At 60.9% G+C, this 20,951-nt stretch carries 26 protein-coding genes; 16 read left to right on the forward strand and 10 right to left on the reverse strand.

Going from position 1 to position 20,951, the window contains the following annotated elements:
• Position 1 precedes the first annotated feature (1 nt).
• From A7J50_RS27440 to A7J50_RS27460, 5 genes are all read left to right on the forward strand, one after another.
• Positions 2–571 carry a YqgE/AlgH family protein gene (locus A7J50_RS27440; RefSeq protein WP_057022840.1) on the forward strand — a complete coding sequence of 190 codons (570 nt, stop codon included), beginning with the start codon at positions 2–4 and terminating at the stop codon, positions 569–571.
• Positions 571–1,008, forward strand: coding sequence for a Holliday junction resolvase RuvX (gene ruvX, locus A7J50_RS27445; RefSeq protein WP_003213744.1), 438 nt, complete (start codon positions 571–573; stop codon positions 1,006–1,008). Before A7J50_RS27440 ends, ruvX begins: the two co-directional genes overlap by 1 nt.
• A gap of 83 nt (positions 1,009–1,091) precedes the next feature.
• The gene (gene pyrR / locus A7J50_RS27450) at positions 1,092–1,598 is read left to right on the forward strand and encodes a bifunctional pyr operon transcriptional regulator/uracil phosphoribosyltransferase PyrR (RefSeq protein WP_064454543.1); all 507 of its coding nucleotides are present in this window, start codon (positions 1,092–1,094) and stop codon (positions 1,596–1,598) included.
• Positions 1,599–1,622: 24 nt separating this feature from the next.
• Entirely contained in the window at positions 1,623–2,627 is a 1,005-nt protein-coding gene (locus A7J50_RS27455; protein ID WP_064454544.1) for an aspartate carbamoyltransferase catalytic subunit, read from the forward strand.
• On the forward strand, positions 2,624–3,895 hold the full coding sequence (locus tag A7J50_RS27460; RefSeq protein WP_064454545.1) for a dihydroorotase: 1,272 nt from the start codon (positions 2,624–2,626) through the stop codon (positions 3,893–3,895). The genes A7J50_RS27455 and A7J50_RS27460 overlap by 4 nt, the downstream gene beginning before the upstream one ends.
• A gap of 134 nt (positions 3,896–4,029) precedes the next feature.
• Here A7J50_RS27460 and A7J50_RS27465 read toward each other — a convergent pair whose 3' ends face one another.
• Entirely contained in the window at positions 4,030–4,458 is a 429-nt protein-coding gene (locus A7J50_RS27465) for an NINE protein (protein WP_064454546.1), read from the reverse strand.
• Positions 4,459–4,707: 249 nt separating this feature from the next.
• Between A7J50_RS27465 and A7J50_RS27470 the strand changes: the two genes are divergently transcribed.
• The gene (locus A7J50_RS27470; protein WP_053258477.1) at positions 4,708–5,343 is read left to right on the forward strand and encodes a C40 family peptidase; all 636 of its coding nucleotides are present in this window, start codon (positions 4,708–4,710) and stop codon (positions 5,341–5,343) included.
• 140 nt (positions 5,344–5,483) lie between these two features.
• Here A7J50_RS27470 and A7J50_RS27475 read toward each other — a convergent pair whose 3' ends face one another.
• Complete coding sequence (locus tag A7J50_RS27475; RefSeq protein ID WP_064454547.1) at positions 5,484–6,518, reverse strand: type IV pilus twitching motility protein PilT; 1,035 nt, start codon at positions 6,516–6,518, stop codon at positions 5,484–5,486.
• Between the two features lie 57 nt (positions 6,519–6,575).
• Here A7J50_RS27475 and A7J50_RS27480 point away from each other — a divergent pair, with 57 nt between their 5' ends.
• From A7J50_RS27480 to A7J50_RS27520, 9 genes are all read left to right on the forward strand, one after another.
• The gene (locus tag A7J50_RS27480; protein ID WP_064454548.1) at positions 6,576–7,271 is read left to right on the forward strand and encodes a YggS family pyridoxal phosphate-dependent enzyme; all 696 of its coding nucleotides are present in this window, start codon (positions 6,576–6,578) and stop codon (positions 7,269–7,271) included.
• Positions 7,272–7,295: 24 nt separating this feature from the next.
• Positions 7,296–8,114, forward strand: coding sequence for a pyrroline-5-carboxylate reductase (gene proC / locus A7J50_RS27485; protein ID WP_064454549.1), 819 nt, complete (start codon positions 7,296–7,298; stop codon positions 8,112–8,114).
• 39 nt (positions 8,115–8,153) lie between these two features.
• Positions 8,154–8,741: a YggT family protein gene (locus A7J50_RS27490; protein WP_053258481.1), complete on the forward strand. Its 588-nt coding sequence runs from the start codon at positions 8,154–8,156 to the stop codon at positions 8,739–8,741.
• Between the two features lie 191 nt (positions 8,742–8,932).
• A complete protein-coding gene (gene metX, locus A7J50_RS27495; RefSeq protein WP_064454550.1) occupies positions 8,933–10,072 on the forward strand; it encodes a homoserine O-succinyltransferase MetX in 1,140 nt (379 codons plus the stop codon).
• Between the two features lie 7 nt (positions 10,073–10,079).
• Positions 10,080–10,700, forward strand: a complete 621-nt coding sequence (metW, locus tag A7J50_RS27500) for a methionine biosynthesis protein MetW (RefSeq protein WP_003213768.1) — start codon at positions 10,080–10,082, stop codon at positions 10,698–10,700.
• Positions 10,701–10,721: 21 nt separating this feature from the next.
• A complete protein-coding gene (locus A7J50_RS27505) occupies positions 10,722–11,156 on the forward strand; it encodes a DUF4426 domain-containing protein (RefSeq protein ID WP_064454551.1) in 435 nt (144 codons plus the stop codon).
• Positions 11,153–11,749: an RdgB/HAM1 family non-canonical purine NTP pyrophosphatase gene (gene rdgB, locus A7J50_RS27510; RefSeq protein ID WP_064454552.1), complete on the forward strand. Its 597-nt coding sequence runs from the start codon at positions 11,153–11,155 to the stop codon at positions 11,747–11,749. The genes A7J50_RS27505 and rdgB overlap by 4 nt, the downstream gene beginning before the upstream one ends.
• On the forward strand, positions 11,746–12,948 hold the full coding sequence (gene hemW / locus A7J50_RS27515) for a radical SAM family heme chaperone HemW (protein ID WP_064454553.1): 1,203 nt from the start codon (positions 11,746–11,748) through the stop codon (positions 12,946–12,948). Before rdgB ends, hemW begins: the two co-directional genes overlap by 4 nt.
• A 17-nt stretch (positions 12,949–12,965) precedes the next feature.
• Positions 12,966–13,289: a DUF3392 domain-containing protein gene (locus A7J50_RS27520; protein WP_064454554.1), complete on the forward strand. Its 324-nt coding sequence runs from the start codon at positions 12,966–12,968 to the stop codon at positions 13,287–13,289.
• 145 nt (positions 13,290–13,434) lie between these two features.
• On the opposite strand, the gene trmB is transcribed toward A7J50_RS27520, so the two are convergent.
• The 4 genes from trmB to A7J50_RS27540 all read right to left on the reverse strand — a co-directional run bounded on the left by trmB (position 13,435) and on the right by A7J50_RS27540 (position 15,684).
• Positions 13,435–14,160 carry a tRNA (guanosine(46)-N7)-methyltransferase TrmB gene (trmB, locus tag A7J50_RS27525; RefSeq protein ID WP_064454555.1) on the reverse strand — a complete coding sequence of 242 codons (726 nt, stop codon included), beginning with the start codon at positions 14,158–14,160 and terminating at the stop codon, positions 13,435–13,437.
• Positions 14,161–14,169: 9 nt separating this feature from the next.
• On the reverse strand, positions 14,170–14,964 hold the full coding sequence (locus A7J50_RS27530; RefSeq protein ID WP_064454556.1) for a thiazole synthase: 795 nt from the start codon (positions 14,962–14,964) through the stop codon (positions 14,170–14,172).
• Positions 14,965–15,029: 65 nt separating this feature from the next.
• On the reverse strand, positions 15,030–15,230 hold the full coding sequence (thiS, locus tag A7J50_RS27535; RefSeq protein ID WP_015886354.1) for a sulfur carrier protein ThiS: 201 nt from the start codon (positions 15,228–15,230) through the stop codon (positions 15,030–15,032).
• A gap of 79 nt (positions 15,231–15,309) precedes the next feature.
• Entirely contained in the window at positions 15,310–15,684 is a 375-nt protein-coding gene (locus A7J50_RS27540; protein WP_064454557.1) for a DUF423 domain-containing protein, read from the reverse strand.
• 74 nt (positions 15,685–15,758) lie between these two features.
• Between A7J50_RS27540 and mtgA the strand changes: the two genes are divergently transcribed.
• Positions 15,759–16,481, forward strand: coding sequence for a monofunctional biosynthetic peptidoglycan transglycosylase (gene mtgA / locus A7J50_RS27545; RefSeq protein ID WP_064454558.1), 723 nt, complete (start codon positions 15,759–15,761; stop codon positions 16,479–16,481).
• 192 nt (positions 16,482–16,673) lie between these two features.
• Here the strand turns inward: mtgA and rpoH are convergent, their stop codons facing one another.
• From rpoH to ftsY, 4 genes are all read right to left on the reverse strand, one after another.
• Positions 16,674–17,528 (reverse strand): RNA polymerase sigma factor RpoH, encoded by an 855-nt coding sequence (gene rpoH / locus A7J50_RS27550; RefSeq protein WP_003176698.1) that lies wholly within the window; start codon positions 17,526–17,528, stop codon positions 16,674–16,676.
• A 129-nt stretch (positions 17,529–17,657) separates the two neighbouring features.
• On the reverse strand, positions 17,658–18,680 hold the full coding sequence (gene ftsX, locus A7J50_RS27555) for a permease-like cell division protein FtsX (protein WP_064454559.1): 1,023 nt from the start codon (positions 18,678–18,680) through the stop codon (positions 17,658–17,660).
• Complete coding sequence (ftsE, locus tag A7J50_RS27560; protein ID WP_003213784.1) at positions 18,677–19,348, reverse strand: cell division ATP-binding protein FtsE; 672 nt, start codon at positions 19,346–19,348, stop codon at positions 18,677–18,679. The genes ftsX and ftsE overlap by 4 nt, the downstream gene beginning before the upstream one ends.
• A complete protein-coding gene (gene ftsY / locus A7J50_RS27565) occupies positions 19,345–20,769 on the reverse strand; it encodes a signal recognition particle-docking protein FtsY (protein WP_064454560.1) in 1,425 nt (474 codons plus the stop codon). The genes ftsE and ftsY overlap by 4 nt, the downstream gene beginning before the upstream one ends.
• Positions 20,770–20,951 lie beyond the last annotated feature (182 nt).

Here is a 20,951-nt window from a genome sequence, read left to right on the forward strand (position 1 = left end):
CATGAAAAATGTCAGCCCGACCTACCTCAAGCACCAATTCCTGATCGCCATGCCCCATATGGCCGACCCGAACTTTGCGCAGACCTTGACCTATATCGTCGAGCACACGGCCAATGGTGCCATGGGGCTGGTGGTGAACCGCCCGCAAGAGCTGAACCTGGCCGACATCCTTGAGCAACTGCGCCCCGAGATCGACCCGCCGGCCCGTTGCCAGAGCGTGCCGATCTATATCGGCGGGCCGGTGCAGACCGATCGTGGTTTTGTGCTGCACCCGACCGGGCCCAAGTTTCAGGCCACGGTCGACCTCGAAGGTGTGTCGTTGTCCACTTCCCAAGACGTGCTGTTCGCCATCGCCGACGGCGTGGGGCCTGAGCAAAGCGTGATTACCCTCGGCTACGCCGGTTGGGAAGCCGGGCAACTGGAGGCCGAATTGGCCAGTAATGCGTGGCTGACCTGCCCGTTCGACGCCGACATCCTGTTCAACACCGCCAGCGAACTGCGCCTGGAAGCGGCGGCGGCCAAGTTGCGGGTCAACCTCAACCTGCTGACCAGCCAGGCGGGGCACGCCTGATGGCCTTGCGCTTGATCCTCGGGTTTGACTACGGCACCAAACAGATCGGCGTGGCAGTCGGCCAGGTCATTACCGGCCAGGCCCGCGAGCTGTGCACCTTGAAAGCCCAGAACGGCGTGCCGGACTGGAACCAGGTCGAAGCCCTGATCAAGGAGTGGAAGCCCGACGCAGTCGTAGTTGGCCTGCCCTTGAACATGGACGGCACCCCCAGCGAGATGTGCCTGCGCGCGGAAAAATTCGCCCGCCGCCTCAACGGCCGCTACAACCTGCCCTTCTATACCCACGACGAACGCCTGACCACCTTTGAAGCCAAAGGCGAGCGCCGCGACCGTGGTGGCCAGAAAGGCAGTTACCGCGACAACCCGGTGGACGCCATCGCCGCCGCCTTGCTGTTGCAGGGTTGGCTGGATGAAAACACCGCTTTATTTGAATCCTGACTGACGCGGCTTGCCGCGTCTTTTTACGTTTGAGCCCGGACCTTGCACGCACCCCCGCCGCGCAAGGCCTTGAAGGAGCCACCATGAGCCTGCCCAATCCCGCCGAACTGATCAGCCAGATGGCGATTCGCCTCAAGGCGCACCTGCAACACCGTGCCATCAGCGAACCGCGTTTTATCGGCATTCGCTCCGGCGGTGTGTGGGTGGCCCAAGCGTTATTGGAAGAACTGGGCAGTGATTCGCCACTGGGCACGCTGGATGTGTCCTTCTACCGCGACGACTTCAGCCAGAACGGCCTGCACCCGCAAGTGCGTCCTTCGGCCCTGCCGTTCGAAATCGAAGGCCAGCACCTGGTGCTGATCGACGACGTGCTGATGAGCGGCCGCACTATCCGCGCCGCCATGAACGAGCTGTTCGACTACGGCCGCCCCGCCAGTGTAACCCTGGTGTGCCTGCTGGACCTGGACGCCGGCGAATTGCCGATCAGCCCGGATGTAGTCGGCGCAACCCTGTCCCTGGAAGCCCACCAGCGGGTAAAATTGTCCGGTCCAACGCCGCTCGAACTCGAACTGCAAGACCTTGCCCTTTAAACCGCCTTGTACAGAGTCCCCGCGATGACGCCTCTAGATGCCAAGCGCCCGCTGCAGCTCAATGCTCAGGGCCAGCTGCAACACTTCTTGTCCCTCGACGGTTTGCCCCGCGAACTGCTGACTGAAATCCTCGACACGGCCGACTCGTTCCTTGAAGTCGGTGGCCGCGCGGTGAAGAAGGTCCCGCTGCTGCGCGGCAAGACCATCTGCAATGTGTTCTTCGAGAACTCTACCCGCACCCGCACCACCTTTGAACTGGCGGCCCAGCGGCTGTCGGCCGACGTGATCACGCTGAACGTGTCCACCTCGTCGGCGAGCAAGGGCGAGACCCTGCTCGACACCCTGCGCAACCTGGAAGCCATGGCTGCCGATATGTTCGTGGTACGCCACGGCGACTCCGGTGCCGCGCACTTCATCGCCGAACACGTGTGCCCGAACGTGGCAATCATCAATGGCGGCGACGGCCGTCACGCCCACCCGACCCAAGGCATGCTCGACATGCTGACGATCCGTCGGCACAAGGGCGGCTTTGAAAACCTGTCGGTGGCCATCGTCGGCGACATCCTGCACTCGCGGGTAGCTCGCTCAAACATGCTGGCCCTCAAAGCCCTGGGTTGCCCGGACATCCGCGTGATCGCGCCAAAAACCTTGCTGCCGATCGGCATCGAGCAGTACGGCGTGAAGGTCTACACCGACATGGCCGAAGGCCTTAAGGATGTGGACGTGGTGATCATGCTGCGCCTGCAACGCGAGCGCATGGCCGGCGGCCTGCTGCCGAGCGAAGGTGAGTTCTACCGCCTGTTCGGCCTGACCACCGCGCGTTTGGCCGGCGCCAAGCCGGATGCCATCGTGATGCACCCAGGCCCGATCAACCGTGGCGTAGAGATTGAGTCGGCGGTGGCCGACGGCGCGCAATCGGTGATCTTGAACCAGGTGACTTATGGCATCGCCGTACGCATGGCCGTGCTGTCCATGGCCATGAGCGGGCAAACCGCGCAACGTCAATTCGAGCAGGAGAACGCCCAGTGAAGCTCAGCATTCTCGGCGCCCGAGTCATCGATCCGGCCAGCGGCCTGGATCACGTTACCGATCTTCATGTGGAAGCCGGCAAAATCATCGCCATCGGCGCCGCGCCCAGCGGCTTCAGCGCGGTTGAGACCATCGACGCCAAAGGCCTGGTGGCCGCGCCTGGCCTGGTGGACCTGAACGTCGCCCTGCGTGAGCCGGGTTATAGCCGCAAAGGCAGTATCGCCAGCGAAACCCGCGCCGCCGCTGCCGGTGGCGTGACCAGCCTGTGCTGCCCGCCGCACACCAAGCCCGTGCTGGACACTTCGGCCGTGACCGAGCTGATCCTCGACCGCGCCCGTGAAGCCGGCAATTGCAAAGTGTTCCCGATCGGCGCGCTGAGCAAAGGCCTGGAAGGCGAACAGCTCGCCGAGCTGATCGCCCTGCGCGACGCCGGTTGCGTGGCATTCGGCAACGGCCTGGAAAGCTTCCGCAGTACGCGCACGCTGTGTCGCGCCCTGGAATACGCGGCCACCTTCGACCTGACGGTGATTTTTCACTCCCAGGACCGCGACCTGGCCGAAGGCGGCCTGGCCCATGAAGGCGCCGTCGCCAGCTTCCTCGGCCTGCCGGGTATTCCGGAAACCGCTGAAACCGTAGCCCTGGCCCGCGACCTGCTGCTGGTGGAACAAAGCGGCGTGCGCGCGCACTTCAGCCAATTGACCAGCGCGCGGGGCGTGGCCCTGATCGCCCAGGCACAGGCTCGTGGCCTGCCGGTGACGGCGGACGTGGCGTTGTATCAGCTGATTTTGACCGATGAGGCGCTGATCGACTTTTCCAGCCTTTACCACGTGCAGCCGCCGCTGCGCACCCTGGCCGACCGTGAAGGTTTGCGTGCGGCCGTGAAGTCAGGCGTTGTCTCGGCGATCTCCAGCCATCACCAGCCCCACGAGCGGGATGCCAAGCTGGCACCGTTTGGCGCGACAGAGCCGGGCATCAGCAGCGTCGAACTGTTGCTGCCATTGGCGATGACGCTGGTGGAGGATGGCTTGCTCGACCTGCCGACGCTGCTGGCGCGCCTGAGCGCCGGCCCGGCCGAGGCCTTGCGCCTGCCGGCGGGTAAGCTGGCGGTGGGCTCGGCGGCGGACCTGGTGCTGTTTGATCCGGCCAGCTCTACGGTTGCCGGCGAACACTGGCTGTCCAAGGGCGAAAACTGCCCGTTCATCGGCCATAGCCTGCCGGCGACGGTGCGGTACACCTTGGTGGATGGGCGGATCAGCTACCAGGCCTAAAGCGGGCACGGTAAAAAAAGTGGGAGGGGGTTTGCTCCCGATGGCGGTGGGTCAGTCAGCTTATCTGTAGCTGACCCACTGCCATCGGGAGCAAGCCCCCTCCCACATTTGGTTTTGTATAGGCCTTGAGAGACTCAGCGCCCGCTATTGCGCTCGGCATTGCGGATCGAAATCTGCGTATTCAACGTCCAGAAGTCATACAGCACACCGATCAGGAACAACCCACCGGTCAGCAGGTAGATCAGGCCAGTGATCCATTTGCCCTGGTACATACGGTGCAGACCAAACACACCCAGGAACGCCAACAGTACCCAGGCCACGTTGTATTCGATGGGCCCGGCGGTAAAACGCAGGTCCGCTTCACGGTCCATGGCCGGGATCAGGAACACGTCGATCAGCCACCCGATACCGAACAGGCCGAAGGTGAAAAACCAGATTGTCCCGGTCACGGGCTTGCCGTAATAGAAGCGATGCGCCCCGGTAAAACCGAAAATCCAGAGCAGGTAGCCAATCACCTTGCTGTGGGTGTCCTGCTGCATCACATCCTGTCGATAGGTGTTCATGGAGTACCTCTTTTGCCTCGATAGATAAATTTTTTCATTTTCTTTGTGACTTTTTTACGGGCGCCCGACGCACGGCAAATGGTATCTTCCCTCCCGCAAAGCCTTATGCCACCTGACCTCTGTAGGACAATAGCGGCAATTCGTCGCGTTTTTCCTGAATTTGACCCCAGGGTTCAGTCGACAAACGGCCTTAGAACGACACAAAAAGCTGTTATAAAGTTGCGCGCAAACCAAAAAGAGCCACGCCTAATGCGACCATTTTTCAAGACATGGCTAACCATTTGCCTATTAATGCCACTGGCCGCCCACGCCACCAATCGTGAGCAACGTCTTCCTAACGTTAACGGTTTTACCCCTAAAGTTCACAGCACACCCAGCACTGCCAAGTCGGTAAAGCTGACCGTCAACCGCCCGACTCAAGTGAGCAAGGCCCACGGTAAAGCCATTCATACCCAACTGGCCGGCAACACCAAGCAAAGCAGTAATGTCCTCAGCCGCGCCGTTAACGTGCTCGGTACTCCTTATCGTTGGGGCGGCAGCAGCCCAAGTAAAGGGTTCGACTGCAGTGGCTTGGTGAAATATGCCTTTAATGACGTTAAAGCGGTGGATTTGCCCCGCACTTCCAACGCCATGGCCGCCGGCCACGGGCTGAAGGTTGATCGCAAGGACTTGAAACCGGGCGACCTGTTGTTCTTCAAACTGAAGAGCCGCCAGGTCAACCACGTTGCCATCTACCTGGGCAACGACCGTTTTATCCACGCACCGCGTCGCGGCAAGTCGGTGAGCATCGACACGCTGAAGAAGCCGTTCTGGGACAAGAACTACGTGATTGCCAAGCGTGTTCTGCCTAAAGAGCAGAACAACCTGCGGGTTGTGCAGCGCTGATCTCTGGCTGAAATGCGGTAAACAATGTGGGAGCGGGCTTGCTCGCGAAGGCGGTAGATCAGTCACCTAAGATGGTGACTGACACTGCGCCTTCGCGAGCAAGCCAGCTCCCACATTTGATTTTCATGGCCCGCAAGACCTCAGATATCCCCCGGCACCCTCGCCTGCCCCCGCGCCTCCTCGCGACTGACCAGCCCCTCGCTGACCAACGCCTTCAAGCTCATATCCAACGTTTTCATGCCCAGCGCCCCACCGGTCTGGATCGCGGAGACCATTTGCGCCACCTTGTCCTCACGGATCAGGTTACGGATGGCCGGCGTGCCCAGCATGATTTCGTGAGCCGCCACCCGCCCGCCGCCGATCTTCTTGACCAGCACTTGGGACACCACGGCCTGCAACGACTCCGACAGCATCGAGCGAACCATGGCCTTTTCCCCCGCCGGGAACACATCCACCAGCCTGTCCACGGTCTTTGCCGCCGAAGTGGTGTGCACGGTGCCAAATACCAGGTGGCCGGTCTCAGCCGCTGTCAGCGCCAGGCGTATGGTTTCCAGGTCGCGCAACTCACCCACCAGAATGACATCCGGGTCTTCCCGTAGCGCCGAGCGCAGTGCCGTGGAAAAACTGTGTGTATCGCGTTGTACCTGCCGCTGGTTGATCAAGGCCATTTTCGGCCTGTGGATAAATTCGATGGGGTCTTCCAGCGTAAGAATGTGCTGGCGCCGGTGTTGATTAAGATGGTCGATCATCGCTGCCAGCGTCGTGGACTTGCCGGACCCGGTTGGCCCGGTCACCAACACCAGGCCGCGCGGAAACCGGGCGATCCGCTGGAACACTTCTCCCAGCCCGAGGCTTTCCAGGCTTTGTACTTCGGTCGCAATGGTACGAAACACCGCGCCCATGCCGCGCGCCTGCTGGAACACATTCGCCCGGAACCGTGCCACGCCCGGCAGCTCGAAGGCAAAATCCGTTTCAAGAGATGTTTCGAAATCCTTTTCTTGGTATTGGTTGAGCAAAGGGCTCAATAAATCCGCCACTTGCGGGGGGGACAGTGCCGGGCCGTCCAGGGGCCAGACCTCGCCATCCACACGCAGCATCGGCGCCACGCCAGCCGACAAATGCAGGTCAGAGGCGCCACGACGCACGCTGGCCGTCAGCAATTCAGTGATATCCATAGGGCTTTCCATTTCCAGTAGAATGCCGCGGACTCCATATCCACGGGTGCATCTTGAATGTCGACGATAGCAGACAACATTGGCCTGGTTAGCGAGCGGATCCGCGCCGCGGCCCACGCCGTGCAACGTGACGAAAGCAGCATCCACCTGCTGGCCGTGAGCAAGACCAAACCCGCACAAGCGGTACGCGAAGCCTATGCGGCCGGGATGCGCGATTTTGGCGAGAACTACCTGCAGGAAGCCCTGGGCAAACAGGCCGAATTAACCGACCTGCCCTTGAGTTGGCACTTCATCGGCCCCATTCAATCGAACAAGACTCGTGCGATCGCCGAGAACTTTGCTTGGGTGCATTCCGTGGACCGCCTGAAAATCGCGCAACGCCTGTCCGAACAACGCCCGGCCGACCTGCCGCCGCTGAACATCTGCATCCAGGTCAACGTCAGTGGCGAAGCCAGCAAGTCCGGCTGTACACCCGCCGACCTGCCGGCCCTGGCCGCAGCGATCAGTGCCCTGCCGCGCCTGAAGCTGCGTGGTTTGATGGCGATCCCCGAGCCGACTGAAGACCGTGCCGAGCAGGATGCAGCCTTCGCGACAGTACGCGACCTGCAAGCGAGCCTGAACCTGGGCCTGGACACACTTTCCATGGGCATGAGCCACGACCTTGAGTCAGCCATCGCCCAAGGCGCCACCTGGGTGCGGATCGGTACCGCGCTGTTTGGCGCCCGCGACTACGGCCAGCCATCAAATGGCTGACTTTCCTCTGAATAAGGACCTGTCATGAGCAACACGCGTATTGCCTTTATCGGCGCCGGTAACATGGCGGCCAGCCTGATCGGTGGCTTACGGGCCAAAGGCCTGCAAGCCCAGCACATCCGCGCCAGCGACCCGGGCGCCGACACACGCGAGCGCGTCAGCGCCGAGCACGGGATCGAAACCTTTGCCGACAACGCCGAAGCCATTCAGGGCGTTGACGTGATCGTGCTGGCGGTGAAGCCGCAAGCCATGAAAGCCGTGTGCGAAAGCCTGCGCCCGAGCCTGCAACCGCATCAACTGGTGGTATCGATTGCCGCTGGCATCACCTGCGCCAGCATGAACAACTGGCTGGGTGCCCAGCCAATCGTGCGCTGCATGCCCAACACCCCGGCGCTGCTGCGCCAGGGCGTGAGCGGCCTGTACGCGACGTCCGAAGTGACCGCCCAACAGCGCGACCAGGCTCAAGAGCTGCTGTCTGCGGTGGGCATCGCCCTGTGGCTGGAACAGGAACAGCAACTGGATGCGGTGACCGCCGTCTCCGGCAGCGGCCCGGCCTACTTCTTCCTGCTGATCGAAGCCATGACCGCCGCCGGCGTGAAACTGGGCCTGCCACACGAAGTCGCTGAGCAACTGGCCGAGCAAACCGCGCTGGGCGCCGCGAAGATGGCCGTCGCCAGTGAGGTGGATGCGGCCGAGCTGCGCCGCCGTGTGACGTCCCCGGGCGGCACCACGCAAGCGGCCATCGAATCGTTCCAGGCCGGGGGCTTTGAAGCCCTGGTGGAAAAAGCACTGGGTGCCGCGGCACATCGTTCGGCTGAAATGGCCGAGCAGCTGGGTAAATAGTCGTCCCCTACTTGCAACTGGATTAGATAGGAAACACACATGCTCGGAATCAATGACGCTGCCATTTTCATCATCCAGACCTTGGGCAGCCTGTACCTGCTGATCGTGCTGATGCGTTTTATCCTGCAACTGGTGCGGGCGAACTTCTACAACCCGCTGTGCCAGTTCGTGGTGAAGGCTACGCAACCGTTGCTCAAACCCCTGCGCCGAGTGATCCCGAGCCTGTTCGGCCTGGATATGTCGTCGTTGGTACTGGCGCTGCTGCTGCAGATTTTGCTGTTTGTGGTGATCCTGATGCTCAACGGCTACCAGGCCTTCACCGTGTTGCTGTTGCCATGGGGCCTGATCGGCATCTTCTCGCTGTTTTTGAAGATCATCTTCTGGTCGATGATCATCAGCGTGATTCTGTCGTGGGTCGCACCTGGCAGCCGCAGCCCGGGTGCTGAGCTGGTTGCCCAGATTACCGAGCCCGTGCTGGCACCGTTCCGTCGGTTGATACCCAACCTGGGCGGCCTGGATATCTCGCCGATCTTCGCGTTTATCGCGATCCAGCTGCTGCAAAGCTGGGTGATCCCGCGCCTGGCCTACTACGCGTTCATGCCCAAGGAACTGTTTGGCCTGATCTGAGTGCTGTAAAAAATGTGGGAGGGGGCTTGCTCCCGATAGCGGTGGATCAGTCAAACAGATGTCGACTGCCACGCCGTCATCGGGAGCAAGCCCCCTCCCACATTTGTATCTTTGTACGGGTGCAGGCCTTTGCTTGCCGCTAGGTGCAGCGGTCTTTAGACTTACGCCTCATTTAAACGAGAGCAGGGTCGATGCCAGCTGCCTTCCCCCCCGATTCTGTTGGACTGGTCGTGCCCCAAGTGGCGCACTTCAGCGAACCGCTGGCCCTGGCCTGTGGCCGTTCGCTGCCGGCCTATGACCTGATCTACGAAACCTACGGCCAGTTGAATGCCACGGCGAGCAACGCCGTGCTGATCTGCCACGCCCTGTCCGGCCATCATCACGCCGCCGGTTTCCACAGTGTTGACGAGCGCAAGCCCGGTTGGTGGGACAGTTGCATCGGCCCCGGCAAGCCCATCGACACCAACACGTTCTTTGTGGTCAGCCTGAACAACCTTGGCGGCTGCAACGGTTCCACCGGCCCGAGCAGCCTCAACCCGGAAACCGGCAAGCCATTCGGCGCGGATTTCCCGGTACTGACCGTGGAAGACTGGGTACACAGCCAGGCCCGCCTCGCTGACCTGCTGGGCATCAAACAATGGGCCGCGGTGATCGGCGGCAGCCTGGGCGGCATGCAGGCGTTGCAGTGGACCATTTCCTACCCGGATCGCGTGCGCCATTGCCTGGCAATCGCCTCGGCACCAAAACTGTCGGCGCAGAACATCGCGTTCAACGAAGTGGCGCGCCAGGCCATCCTCACCGACCCCGAGTTCCACGGCGGTTCGTTCCAGGAAGCGGGCGTGATTCCCAAGCGCGGCTTGATGCTGGCGCGGATGGTCGGGCACATCACTTATCTTTCCGATGACTCCATGGGCGAAAAATTCGGCCGTGGGCTCAAGAGCGAGAAGCTCAACTACGACTTCCACAGCGTCGAGTTCCAGGTGGAAAGCTACCTGCGTTATCAGGGCGAGGAATTCTCGGGGCGTTTCGACGCCAACACCTACCTGCTGATGACCAAGGCCCTGGACTATTTCGACCCGGCCGCGAACCATGACGACGACCTGGCGAAAACCTTCGAGGGCGCCACGGCCAAGTTCTGCGTGATGTCGTTCACCACCGACTGGCGCTTCTCGCCGGCCCGCTCCCGAGAGCTGGTGGACGCCTTGATGGCCGCCCGCAAAGACGTCTGCTACCTGGAGATCGATGCACCGCAAGGCCACGATGCCTTCCTGATTCCGATCCCGCGCTACCTGCAAGCCTTCAGCAACTACATGAACCGAATAGCCCTGTGAGAACGCCATGAGAGCCGACCTGGAAATCATCCAAGACTGGATCCCCGCCGGCAGCCGCGTGCTCGACCTTGGCTGCGGCGATGGCGAACTGCTGAGCTGGCTGCGCGACAACAAGCAAGTCACCGGCTATGGCCTGGAAAACGACCCGGACAACATCGCCCAGTGCGTGGCCAAGGGCATCAACGTGATCGAGCAGGACCTGGACAAGGGCCTGGGCAACTTTGCCAGCAACAGCTTCGATATCGTAGTGATGACCCAAGCCCTGCAAGCGGTGCACTACCCAGACCGTATCCTCGACGAAATGCTGCGTGTAGGTCGCCAGTGCATCATCACTTTCCCCAATTTCGGCCACTGGCGTTGCCGCTGGTACCTGGCCACCAAGGGCCGCATGCCGGTGTCGGACTTCCTGCCCTACACGTGGTACAACACGCCAAACATCCACTTCTGCACCTTCGAAGACTTCGAAGCCTTGTGCGGCGAGCGTGAAGCCAAGGTGATCAACCGCCTTGCTGTCGATCAACAACACCGCCACGGCTGGGCGAGTAAGCTATGGCCCAATCTGTTGGGCGAAATCGGTATCTACCGAGTCAGCAGCCCTGGCCTGACAGACCATCAAATTGCCGTCTAACCATTTTCAAGGAGGACGAACATGAGTCGTTTGGCTATTTTTCTACTCACCGCCTGCCTGGGCACCAGCGCCATGGCAGCGGACGCTATCGACAGCAATCGCCTGAAGGAATTTGGTGATATCACGGTGCGTTACAACACCTTCACATCCACCTTCCTGCAGCCGGAACAGGCCCAGGAACTGGAGGTGGTGCGCGACAAAAAGGTCGGCATGATCAACGTGTTCGTGCAAAAGGGCGTGACGCCGATCGATGCCACCGTCACCGGCACGGTCAAAGACCTCGGCGGCAAAAGCGAGATGCTGACGTTCAAGAAGGTCACCGAGAACGGCAGCACCAATTACATCGCCCAATACCCGGTGCCGCAGCAGGAAACCAAGATATTCACCATCAATGTTGAAACCGGCGGCAAGGCTCACGGTTTCAGTTTCAACCAGGAACTGTTCCCGGCCCCATGATGAACCTTACCCAACTCGTACTCGCCAGCCATAACGCAGGCAAACTCAAAGAACTCCAGGCCATGCTCGGTGAGTCCGTGCAACTGCGCTCGATTGGCGAGTTCAGCCAGGTCGAGCCGGAAGAAACCGGCCTGTCGTTTGTCGAGAACGCGATCCTCAAGGCACGCAATGCCGCGCGTATCTCCGGGCTGCCGGCCTTGGCCGATGACTCGGGCCTGGCGGTGGATTACCTCGGCGGCGCCCCTGGCATCTACTCGGCGCGTTATGCCGACGGCAAGGGCGATGCGGCCAACAACGCGAAGCTGCTGGACGCCCTCAAGGACGTGCCGGACGCGATGCGTGGCGCGCAGTTCGTCTGCGTGCTGGCGCTGGTGCGGCATGCCGATGACCCGCTGCCGATCCTGTGCGAAGGCCTGTGGCACGGGCGCATCCTGCATGCGGCCAGCGGCGAGCATGGGTTTGGCTATGACCCTCTGTTCTGGGTGCCGGAGCGTAATGTCTCCAGCGCCGAACTGAGCCCGGCCGACAAGAACCAGATCAGCCACCGCGCCCGCGCAATGGATTTGCTGCGCCAACGCCTGAGCCTGAAATGACCCAAAACACCTCTGCGCAGCCGCTGATCCACGGCGGCGCGCAAACACCTCGGGCGGCCCTGCCCCACCTGCCGCCCCTGGCGCTGTACATCCACATTCCGTGGTGCGTGCGCAAATGCCCTTATTGCGACTTCAACTCCCACACGGCCAGCAACGTGCTGCCGGAAGAAGAGTATGTGGACGCGCTGCTGGCCGACCTTGATCAGGACCTGCATGCGGTTTACGGCCGTGAACTGAGCTCGATCTTCTTTGGCGGCGGTACGCCTAGCCTGTTCAGCGCCGCGGCACTGGGTCGCCTGCTCAAGGGCGTGGAAGCCCGCATTCCTTTTGCCGGCGATATCGAAATCACGCTGGAAGCCAACCCCGGGACCTTCGAGCAAGAGAAGTTCGTGGCGTACCGCAAGCTCGGGATCAATCGCCTGTCCATCGGCATCCAGAGCTTTCAGCAGGAAAAGCTCGAAGCCCTGGGCCGTATCCACAACGGCGATGAAGCCGTACGCGCCGCCGGCATGGCGCGCCAGGCCGGGTTTGATAACTTCAACCTGGACCTGATGCACGGCCTGCCCAACCAGTCCCTGGACGATGCCCTGAGCGACTTGCGCCAAGCCATCGCCCTCAAGCCGACCCACCTGTCCTGGTACCAGCTGACCCTGGAACCCAACACCGTCTTCTGGAACCAGCCGCCCGTGCTGCCGGAAGACGACATGCTGTGGGACATTCAGGAAGCTGGCCAGGCGCTGCTGGCCGAACACGGTTACGCGCAATATGAGGTGTCGGCCTATGCCCAACCGGGTCGCCCGGCGCGGCATAACCTGAACTACTGGAGCTTCGGCGACTTTATCGGCATCGGCGCGGGCGCCCACGGCAAGCTCAGCCATCCAGACGGGCGCATCGTGCGCACGTGGAAGACCCGAGCGCCCAAGGACTATCTCAACCCGGCAAAAAGCTTCCAGGCCGGCGCGAAAGAACTGACCAATGAAGAACTGCCGTTCGAGTTTCTGATGAACGCGTTGCGGCTGACCGAAGGCGTTGAATCCAAGCTGTACGCCGAGCGCACCGGCCTCGGCTTGGCCAGCCTCGACGAAGGCCGCCGTGAGGCAGAACAAAGTGGCTTAATGCAGGTCGAACCGTCACGCCTGGCGGCGACCGACCGCGGGCAACTCTTTCTCAATGACCTGTTGCAGAAGTTTTTGAGCTGACGCTCTAAGGAAATCGAATGGATTTGGTACTCGACCTGCTCGCCACCGTATCCCGCTGGAGCCGTAGCAACCTGTCGGAAATCGCCCTGGCTCTTGTCGGCTGCTTGCTGGTGCTGTTTGGCGCTGATATCAAAGGCTGGATCGAAGGCCGCTTGGGCAGCATTGCCGGCGCGCTGCGCGTACCGTTGATGGCGCTGGTGTGCATGATCGGCAGCGGCGCAGCGTTGATCTACGCCACACCGTGGATAGTGCGCGGGCTGAGCCAGTTCAATAACTACAGCCTGGCGCCGGTGTTGGTGGTGGTGCTGGTGTTGATTGGCGTTGTGGCAGACCGCCGCTGACCCCAAACCCAACACACAGATACACCTGTGGGAGGGGGCTTGCTCCCGATAGCTGAGTGTCAGTCGACATCAAGAGGACTGATCCACCGCTATCGGGAGCAAGCCCCCTCCCACATTTTTGACTGCATTCCAAACTAATGACTTGTCAGTCGATTTTCTCGAACTTCAAATCCCAAACGCCGTGCCCCAACCGCTCGCCGCGGCGTTCGAACTTGGTGATCGGGCGCTCGGCCGGGCGTGGCACGCATTTGCCGTCTTCGGCCAGGTTGCGATAGCCAGGCGCTACGCCCATCACTTCCAGCATGTATTCCGCATACGGTTCCCAGTCGGTGGCCATGTGCAGGATGCCGCCCACTTTCAGCTTGCTGCGCACCAGTTCGGCAAACGAAGCCTGGACGATGCGGCGCTTGTGGTGGCGGGACTTGTGCCACGGGTCCGGGAAAAACAGCATCAGGCGGTCGAGGCTGTTGTCGGCGATGCAGCGGTTGAGCACTTCGATCGCGTCGCAGTCGTAGACCCGCAAGTTGGTCAGGCCTTGGGTCAGCACGCCGTTAAGCAGCGCACCGACGCCCGGGCGGTGTACTTCTACACCGATGAAGTCCTGTTCCGGCGCGGCAGCCGCCATTTCCAGCAGGGAGTGGCCCATGCCGAAGCCGATTTCCAGGGAGCGCGGGGCCGAACGGCCGAACACCTGGTCGTAGTCCACCGGCGCGTCAGCCAGTGGCAATACGAACAGCGGTGTACCTTGCTCCAGGCCCTTTTGCTGGCCTTCGGTCATGCGACCGGCGCGCATCACAAAACTCTTGATGCGGCGGTGCTTGGACTCGTCGCCTTCTTCCACGGTGTTCGGCGTTTCGTTTGATTCAGTCATCAATGGCTCTTACTTGATCAGACCATCCAGCGGCGAGGAGGCGCTGGCGTAAAGTTTTTTCGGCATGCGCCCGGCGAGATAGGCCAGGCGACCTGCAACGATTGCGTGTTGCATGGCTTCAGCCATCATGATCGGCTGCTGGGCATGGGCGATGGCCGAGTTCATCAGGACCGCGTCGCAGCCCAGTTCCATGGCGATGGTGGCGTCGGAGGCAGTGCCCACGCCCGCGTCCACCAGCACAGGGATTTTGGCTTCTTCGAGGATGATCTGCAGGTTGTACGGATTGCAGATGCCCAGCCCGGAACCGATCAGACCGGCCAGCGGCATTACCGCGATGCAGCCGATTTCCGCCAATTGACGGGCAATAATCGGGTCATCACTGGTGTAGACCATGACGTCGAAGCCTTCCTTGACCAGCGTTTCGGCGGCCTTGAGGGTTTCGATTACGTTGGGGAACAGGGTCTTCTGGTCGGCCAATACTTCCAGCTTCACCAGGTTGTGGCCGTCGAGCAGCTCACGGGCCAGGCGGCAAGTACGCACGGCTTCGATAGCGTCGTAGCAACCTGCTGTGTTCGGCAAGAAGGTGTAGCGTTCCGGCGACAGCACCTGGAGCAGGTTCGGTTCGCCTTCGATCTGGCCCAGGTTAGTGCGGCGCACGGCAAAGGTGACGATCTCTGCACCCGAGGCTTCGATGGCCAGGCGGGTTTCTTCCATGTCGCGGTACTTGCCAGTGCCGACCAGCAGACGGGACTGGTAGGTACGACCGGCCAGGACGAAGGGCTTGTCGCTACGAACGATGCTCATGGGAAATCCTCGAAATGGGGTGAGGTTCTGCAGAATTCGGGGTGGCGCCGTTGAGCGCCGAACGGCTAACCGCCGCCGATGGCGTGAACCACTTCGACTTGGTCACCTTCGGTGAGCGCGGTCTCGGCGTGCAGGCTACGCGGGACGATATCCAGGTTGAGCTCCACTGCAACGCGACGCCCGGTCAAGTCCAGGCGGGTCAGCAGGGCCGCAACGGTTTCACCGTCGGGCAGTTCAAAGGATTCGCCGTTCAACTGAATGCGCATGCCACGGGCCGCCATCGTTTTTAGGGGCCAGCATTCTAGCGCGATTGGGACCTTAAGGTCAGCTGCAAGCGTCAAGCGGTCAAAGCTGCAAGCGCCACGCCGTCAGCCCCAGAAAGAACCAGCCCAGCAGGAATGCCAGCCCGCCAAATGGCGTGATGATCCCCAGCTTGCTGATACCAGTCAGGGTCAGCGCATACAAGCTGCCGGAGAACAGCAGGATACCGACGGTAAAGGAAATACCCGCCCAGCTGACCAGTCGGCCAGGAATATGCGCCGCCAGCAGCGCGACGCCGAACAACGCGAGGGCATGCACCAGCTGGTAGGTCACGCCAGTTTGGAAGATCGCCAGGTATTCGGCGCTCAGGCGGTTTTTCAGGCCGTGGGCAGCAAAGGCACCGAGGGCGACGCCGGTGAAGCCGAAAAAGGCAGCCAGCATCAGAAAGCTACGCAGCATGAGGAACTCCAGTCAGACTCAAAGGGCGGTGTCTGTATAATGGCCCCCTCAACGGGTTCGGCCAAGCCATCTCTATGCTGCGTCTCCTCTTCAAACGCTTTCTCAAAGTCGTGAAATGGTTTGCCATCGGCAGTGTGCTGCTGGTGCTGCTGTTGCGTGTCGTCCCGCCGCCGTTCACGGCGCTGATGGTGGAGCGCAAGGTCGAATCCTGGGTCGACGGCGAGCCGATTGACCTGCAACGCACGTGGGTGTCGTGGGATGAGATCTCCGATGACCTGAAGGTGGCGGTGATGGCCGGCGAAGATCAGCGTTTTCCCCAGCATTGGGGTTTTGACTTTGGCGCGATTCAGGCGGCACTGGTGCACAACGAGCGCGGCGGTTCGATTCGCGGCGCCAGCACCTTGAGCCAGCAAGTGTCGAAAAACCTGTTTCTGTGGACCGGCCGCAGTTATTTGCGCAAAGGCCTGGAGGCCTGGTTTACCGGATTGATCGAGGTGTTATGGCCCAAGCAGCGGATTCTTGAGGTGTACCTCAACAGCGTGGAATGGGATGAAGGCGTGTTTGGCGCAGAGGCTGCGGCGCGGCACCATTTTGGTGTGAGCGCCAAGGCGCTTTCCCGACAGCAGGCCAGCTACCTGGCGGCAGTGCTGCCCAACCCACGGGTTTGGAGCGCCAGCCATCCGACGGCCTATGTGGCGCGGCGCGCGGCGTGGATTCGCCAGCAGATGAGCCAGTTGGGTGGGGATGGTTACCTGGTGGAGCTGAATAATTCCCGAAAGGCCCCGTGGTCCGACTGACACAACACAACCCCCGTGGGAGCTGGCTTGCCTGCGATAGCGGTGTGGCAGCTTGCAGAGGTGCTGGTGAAAGGGCCTCATCGCAGGCAAGCCAGCTCCCACAGAGAACCGCACTGGATATCAGATTTTCGAGCCCAAACAAAAATGCCCCAATCTTTCGATCGGGGCATTTTTTTGACTTATCGCTACGTTTTAGGCGGCGATCGACAACTTCAGCTTGTTCATCGCGCTTTTCTCAAGCTGACGAATTCGCTCGGCCGACACGTTGTACTTCTGTGCCAGGTCGTGCAGCGTGGCTTTTTCTTCTGCCAGCCAACGCTGGTAGAGGATGTCACGGCTGCGGTCGTCCAACACTTCCAGCGCTTCGTGCAGGTTGTGGTTGGAGTTGTCGCTCCAGTCGGCGTCTTCCAGTTGACGCGCCGGGTCGTACCGGTGGTCTTCCAGGTAGTTGGCCGGCGATTGGAAAGCGCTGTCGTCATCCGCTTCAGCGGCGGGGTCGAAGGCCATGTCATGGCCGGTCAGGCGGCTTTCCATCTCGCGCACTTCACGCGGCTCCACACCGAGGCTCTCGGCCACGCGGTGGACTTCTTCGTTGTTCAGCCACGCCAGGCGTTTCTTCTGGCTGCGCAGGTTGAAGAACAGTTTGCGCTGGGCTTTGGTGGTCGCGACTTTCACGATGCGCCAGTTGCGCAGGATGAACTCGTGGATTTCCGCCTTGATCCAGTGCACAGCAAACGACACCAGGCGCACACCCATCTCAGGGTTGAAGCGCTTTACAGCCTTCATCAGGCCGACGTTGCCTTCCTGGATCAGGTCAGCCTGGGCCAGGCCGTAGCCGCTATAGCTACGGGCGATATGTACGACAAAACGCAGGTGGGCGAGCACCATCTGCCGAGCCGCCCCCAAATCCTGCTCATAGTAGAGACTCTCGGCCAGTTCACGCTCCTGCTCCGGTGTCAGCAATGGAATGCTGTTGACCGTGTGCACATAGGCCTCCAGGTTCGCACCCGGGACCAAAGCATAAGCAGGTTGCAAAGAAGTGGTCATACGAAAAAACCTCCGACTCACATAACTCGTGCAGTTCAGCACTGCGAAAATTGACCGGGAACCGTAGGACAAGTTCCCTAAACCACCAATACGGTCAATACAAACGAAACCACATTAATCTGACATTAACTACTTCGGCGCCAGCTCACGTAAATGACGAGCGACCGCAATCCAGGCACCGATATACCCCAACAATACCGCGCCAAGCAAGAGTGACAGCCCATCGGCGACCGGCACGCCAGCCAAGGCGAAATCGCTGCCGTACAAACCGGCAAGCCCGACTACCGCGTCGTTCAGCCAATCAAGGCCAAACGCCAGCACACCCCAGGACAAAATCCCCGCACCAAAGCCATAAAGCGCGCCCATGTACAGAAATGGACGACGCACATAGCTGTCCGTGCCGCCGACCAGTTTAATCACTTCTATCTCGGTGCGACGGTTTTCAATATGAAGACGAATGGTATTACCTATCACCAAAAGTAATGCAGACACCAACAGCACCGTCAGGCCAAACACAAAGCGGTCGCCCAGCTTGAGGATCGCGGCCAGGCGCTCTACCCAGACTAGATCAAGTTGAGCCTGTTGCACCTTGGGCATCTCTGCGAGTTTTTGTCGCAGGGCTTCAAGGGCCGGCTTGTCGACTTCATTCGGCGTTACCAGCACCACGCCCGGCAGCGGGTTCTGCGGCAGCTCCTTGAGCGCCTCGCCCAGGCCGGACTGCTGCTGGAACTCCTCAAGGGCCTGGTCGCGGCTGATGTACTCGGCATCTGCGACACCCGGCAGGTTCTTGATGTCATCACGCAAACTCTCGCCGTCTTTGGTGCTGGCGTCGAGGTTCAAGTACAGAGAAATCTGCGCCGCGCGCTGCCAGGACCCACCCAGGCGCTCGACATTATTAAGCAGCAGCGACAACCCCATCGGCAGGCTCAGGGCCACAGCCATCACCAGGCAGGTGAAAAAGCTGCCAATCGGCTGTTTGCCCAGGCGGCGCAGGCTGTCGAGCAGGCTGGCGCGATGGCTTTCGATCCAGGCGCGCAGCAGCGTACCGAAATCCGGGCCATCGTCATCGTCGCGTTTTTTCTTCTGCGGTTGCGGGTCGGCGGCTTTGGGCGCCACGCGCTCGGAAACTTTAGGACTGCGTGTCGCACTCATACGCCGGCCTCCCCGTCACCGATCAGGCGGCCACGTTGCAGGGTCAGCATGCGATGGCGCATACGGGCGATCAGGGCCAGGTCGTGACTGGCGATCAGCACGCTGGTGCCCAATCGGTTGATGTCTTCGAACACGCCCATGATCTCGGCCGCCAGACGCGGGTCGAGGTTACCGGTGGGTTCGTCCGCCAGCAGCAAGGCCGGGCGGTGAACAATGGCGCGGGCGATACCGACGCGTTGTTGCTGGCCGGTGGACAGGTCGCCCGGGTACAGGTCGGTTTTGTCCGACAGCGCCACGCGCTCCAGCGCCGAATCCACACGTTTGACGATCTCAGCCTTGGACAGCCCGAGGATCTGCAACGGCAAGGCAATGTTATTGAACACCGTACGATCAAACAGCAACTGATGGTTCTGGAACACGACGCCAATCTGACGGCGCAGGAAAGGAATCTGCGCATTGCTGATGGTGGCCAGGTCCTGACCCGCCAGCAGCAACTTGCCGGTGGTAGGACGCTCCATCGCCAGCAACAGACGCAACAATGTACTTTTGCCGGCACCCGAGTGGCCGGTCACAAACAAAAACTCGCCGCGACGCACTCGAAAGCTCAGCTCATGCAAGCCCACATGCCCGTTGGCGTAGCGTTTACCGACCTGTTCGAATCGAATCATGAACGCTCCCGCTCGGCGAAAAGTGCCTGTACAAAGGGTTCGGCTTCAAAGGTGCGCAGGTCGTCGATGCCTTCACCGACGCCGATATAACGAATCGGCAACCCGAACTGTTTGGCCAGGGCGAAGATCACGCCGCCCTTGGCCGTGCCGTCGAGCTTAGTCAATGCCAGGCCGGTCAGTTGCACCGTCTGGTTGAATTGTTTGGCCTGGCTGATGGCGTTCTGGCCGGTGCCGGCGTCGAGCACCAGCAACACTTCGTGCGGTGCTTCGGCGTCGAGCTTGCTGATGACGCGGCGCACTTTCTTCAGCTCTTCCATCAAGTTGTCTTTGGTGTGCAGGCGACCGGCGGTATCGGCGATCAACACATCGATGTTACGGGCCTTGGCGGCTTGCACGGCATCGAAGATCACCGAGGCGGAGTCGGCGCCGGTGTGCTGGGCGATCACCGGAATCTTGTTGCGCTCACCCCAGACTTGCAGCTGCTCCACGGCGGCGGCACGGAAAGTGTCACCGGCGGCAAGCATGACTTTCTTGCCTTCCAACTGCAGTTTCTTGGCCAGCTTGCCGATGGTGGTGGTTTTGCCGGCGCCGTTGACGCCGACCACCAGGATCACGAACGGTTTGTTCGGCGTGATCACCAGCGGGGCTTCGACGGGTTTGAGCATCGCAGCCAGCTCGGCCTGCAGGGATTTGTAAAGCGCATCGGCGTCGGTCAACTGCTTGCGCGCGACCTTCTGGGTCAGGCTCTGGATGATCACCGCAGTGGCTTCGACGCCCACGTCGGCAGTCAGCAGGCGAGTTTCGATGTCTTCCAGCAGTTCATCATCAATGACCTTCTTGCCCAGGAACAGGCTGGCCATACCTTCGCCGATGCTGGCGCTGGTCTTGCTCAGGCCTTGCTTGAGACGGGCGAAGAAGCCGGTCTTGCTGGTTTCGGCGGGAACGACGACCGGCTCTGGTGCGACCGGCGGCTCGATAACGGCAGGCGCGGCAACAACCACGGGGGTCGGTGTTGGCTCTACAACTACCGGCGCAGACGCTTCGATGGCTGGCGGCGCTTCGACCACAACCGCTACCGGCTCAACCACGACAGGAATCGGCGGCGTCACGTGCTCAGCCTGCACATCTTCGACCAAGGCCACGGGCTCTTCGGCCACCGGCAGTTCCAGCCACGGTTTGTGCTCTGGCTCTGGCTCAACCTGTTCCACTGGCTGCAATACCGGCTCAGCCATCGGCAACACGATCGGCGCCGGGGTTTCAGCGACCGGTTCGGCTTCCAGTACAGGCTCTGGGATAGGCTCAGGTTGAACCTGCGACTGTTCGACGACGGTTTCCTGCGGCTTTTTGCGCAGCCATCCGAACAGGCCTTTTTTCTCGCCAGCCGCAGCTGGGCTCTTCTTGTCGTCGTTGGAACCAAACATGGAGGACGGCTATCTCAAAGTAGCGATGCGCCAGGGCGCCTCGGTAAATAAATTCGATGCAGAACAGACTGCTTTAACGCTCGCTTGTTCATGCGCAACATTTTGTAAGGCGTAAATAAAGGCCTCAACAAATCGTTTCAATAAAGGACTGAAGCGATAAAATCGGCGAAAAGTGGAAGATC

It is taken from the genome of Pseudomonas antarctica (assembly GCF_001647715.1).
GTDB classification, from domain to species: domain Bacteria; phylum Pseudomonadota; class Gammaproteobacteria; order Pseudomonadales; family Pseudomonadaceae; genus Aquipseudomonas; species Aquipseudomonas antarctica_A.

Excerpts from the sequence above, each read along its gene's own strand:
- metX (WP_064454550.1), top strand. The coding sequence starts at position 8,933 with ATGCCAGCTGCCTTCCCCCCCGATTCTGTTGGACTGGTCGTGCCCCAA.
- trmB (WP_064454555.1), bottom strand. The coding sequence starts at position 14,160 with ATGACTGAATCAAACGAAACGCCGAACACCGTGGAAGAAGGCGACGAG.
- rpoH (WP_003176698.1), bottom strand. The coding sequence starts at position 17,528 with ATGACCACTTCTTTGCAACCTGCTTATGCTTTGGTCCCGGGTGCGAAC.
- rdgB (WP_064454552.1), top strand. The coding sequence starts at position 11,153 with ATGATGAACCTTACCCAACTCGTACTCGCCAGCCATAACGCAGGCAAA.
- ftsX (WP_064454559.1), bottom strand. The coding sequence starts at position 18,680 with ATGAGTGCGACACGCAGTCCTAAAGTTTCCGAGCGCGTGGCGCCCAAA.
- A7J50_RS27490 (WP_053258481.1), top strand. The coding sequence starts at position 8,154 with ATGCTCGGAATCAATGACGCTGCCATTTTCATCATCCAGACCTTGGGC.
- A7J50_RS27470 (WP_053258477.1), top strand. The coding sequence starts at position 4,708 with ATGCGACCATTTTTCAAGACATGGCTAACCATTTGCCTATTAATGCCA.
- A7J50_RS27465 (WP_064454546.1), bottom strand. The coding sequence starts at position 4,458 with ATGAACACCTATCGACAGGATGTGATGCAGCAGGACACCCACAGCAAG.
- A7J50_RS27520 (WP_064454554.1), top strand. The coding sequence starts at position 12,966 with ATGGATTTGGTACTCGACCTGCTCGCCACCGTATCCCGCTGGAGCCGT.
- ftsY (WP_064454560.1), bottom strand. The coding sequence starts at position 20,769 with ATGTTTGGTTCCAACGACGACAAGAAGAGCCCAGCTGCGGCTGGCGAG.
- A7J50_RS27440 (WP_057022840.1), top strand. The coding sequence starts at position 2 with ATGAAAAATGTCAGCCCGACCTACCTCAAGCACCAATTCCTGATCGCC.
- ftsE (WP_003213784.1), bottom strand. The coding sequence starts at position 19,348 with ATGATTCGATTCGAACAGGTCGGTAAACGCTACGCCAACGGGCATGTG.
- ruvX (WP_003213744.1), top strand. The coding sequence starts at position 571 with ATGGCCTTGCGCTTGATCCTCGGGTTTGACTACGGCACCAAACAGATC.
- A7J50_RS27530 (WP_064454556.1), bottom strand. The coding sequence starts at position 14,964 with ATGAGCATCGTTCGTAGCGACAAGCCCTTCGTCCTGGCCGGTCGTACC.
- metW (WP_003213768.1), top strand. The coding sequence starts at position 10,080 with ATGAGAGCCGACCTGGAAATCATCCAAGACTGGATCCCCGCCGGCAGC.
- pyrR (WP_064454543.1), top strand. The coding sequence starts at position 1,092 with ATGAGCCTGCCCAATCCCGCCGAACTGATCAGCCAGATGGCGATTCGC.
- A7J50_RS27540 (WP_064454557.1), bottom strand. The coding sequence starts at position 15,684 with ATGCTGCGTAGCTTTCTGATGCTGGCTGCCTTTTTCGGCTTCACCGGC.
- thiS (WP_015886354.1), bottom strand. The coding sequence starts at position 15,230 with ATGCGCATTCAGTTGAACGGCGAATCCTTTGAACTGCCCGACGGTGAA.
- A7J50_RS27480 (WP_064454548.1), top strand. The coding sequence starts at position 6,576 with ATGTCGACGATAGCAGACAACATTGGCCTGGTTAGCGAGCGGATCCGC.
- hemW (WP_064454553.1), top strand. The coding sequence starts at position 11,746 with ATGACCCAAAACACCTCTGCGCAGCCGCTGATCCACGGCGGCGCGCAA.
- mtgA (WP_064454558.1), top strand. The coding sequence starts at position 15,759 with ATGCTGCGTCTCCTCTTCAAACGCTTTCTCAAAGTCGTGAAATGGTTT.
- A7J50_RS27475 (WP_064454547.1), bottom strand. The coding sequence starts at position 6,518 with ATGGATATCACTGAATTGCTGACGGCCAGCGTGCGTCGTGGCGCCTCT.
- A7J50_RS27505 (WP_064454551.1), top strand. The coding sequence starts at position 10,722 with ATGAGTCGTTTGGCTATTTTTCTACTCACCGCCTGCCTGGGCACCAGC.
- A7J50_RS27455 (WP_064454544.1), top strand. The coding sequence starts at position 1,623 with ATGACGCCTCTAGATGCCAAGCGCCCGCTGCAGCTCAATGCTCAGGGC.
- proC (WP_064454549.1), top strand. The coding sequence starts at position 7,296 with ATGAGCAACACGCGTATTGCCTTTATCGGCGCCGGTAACATGGCGGCC.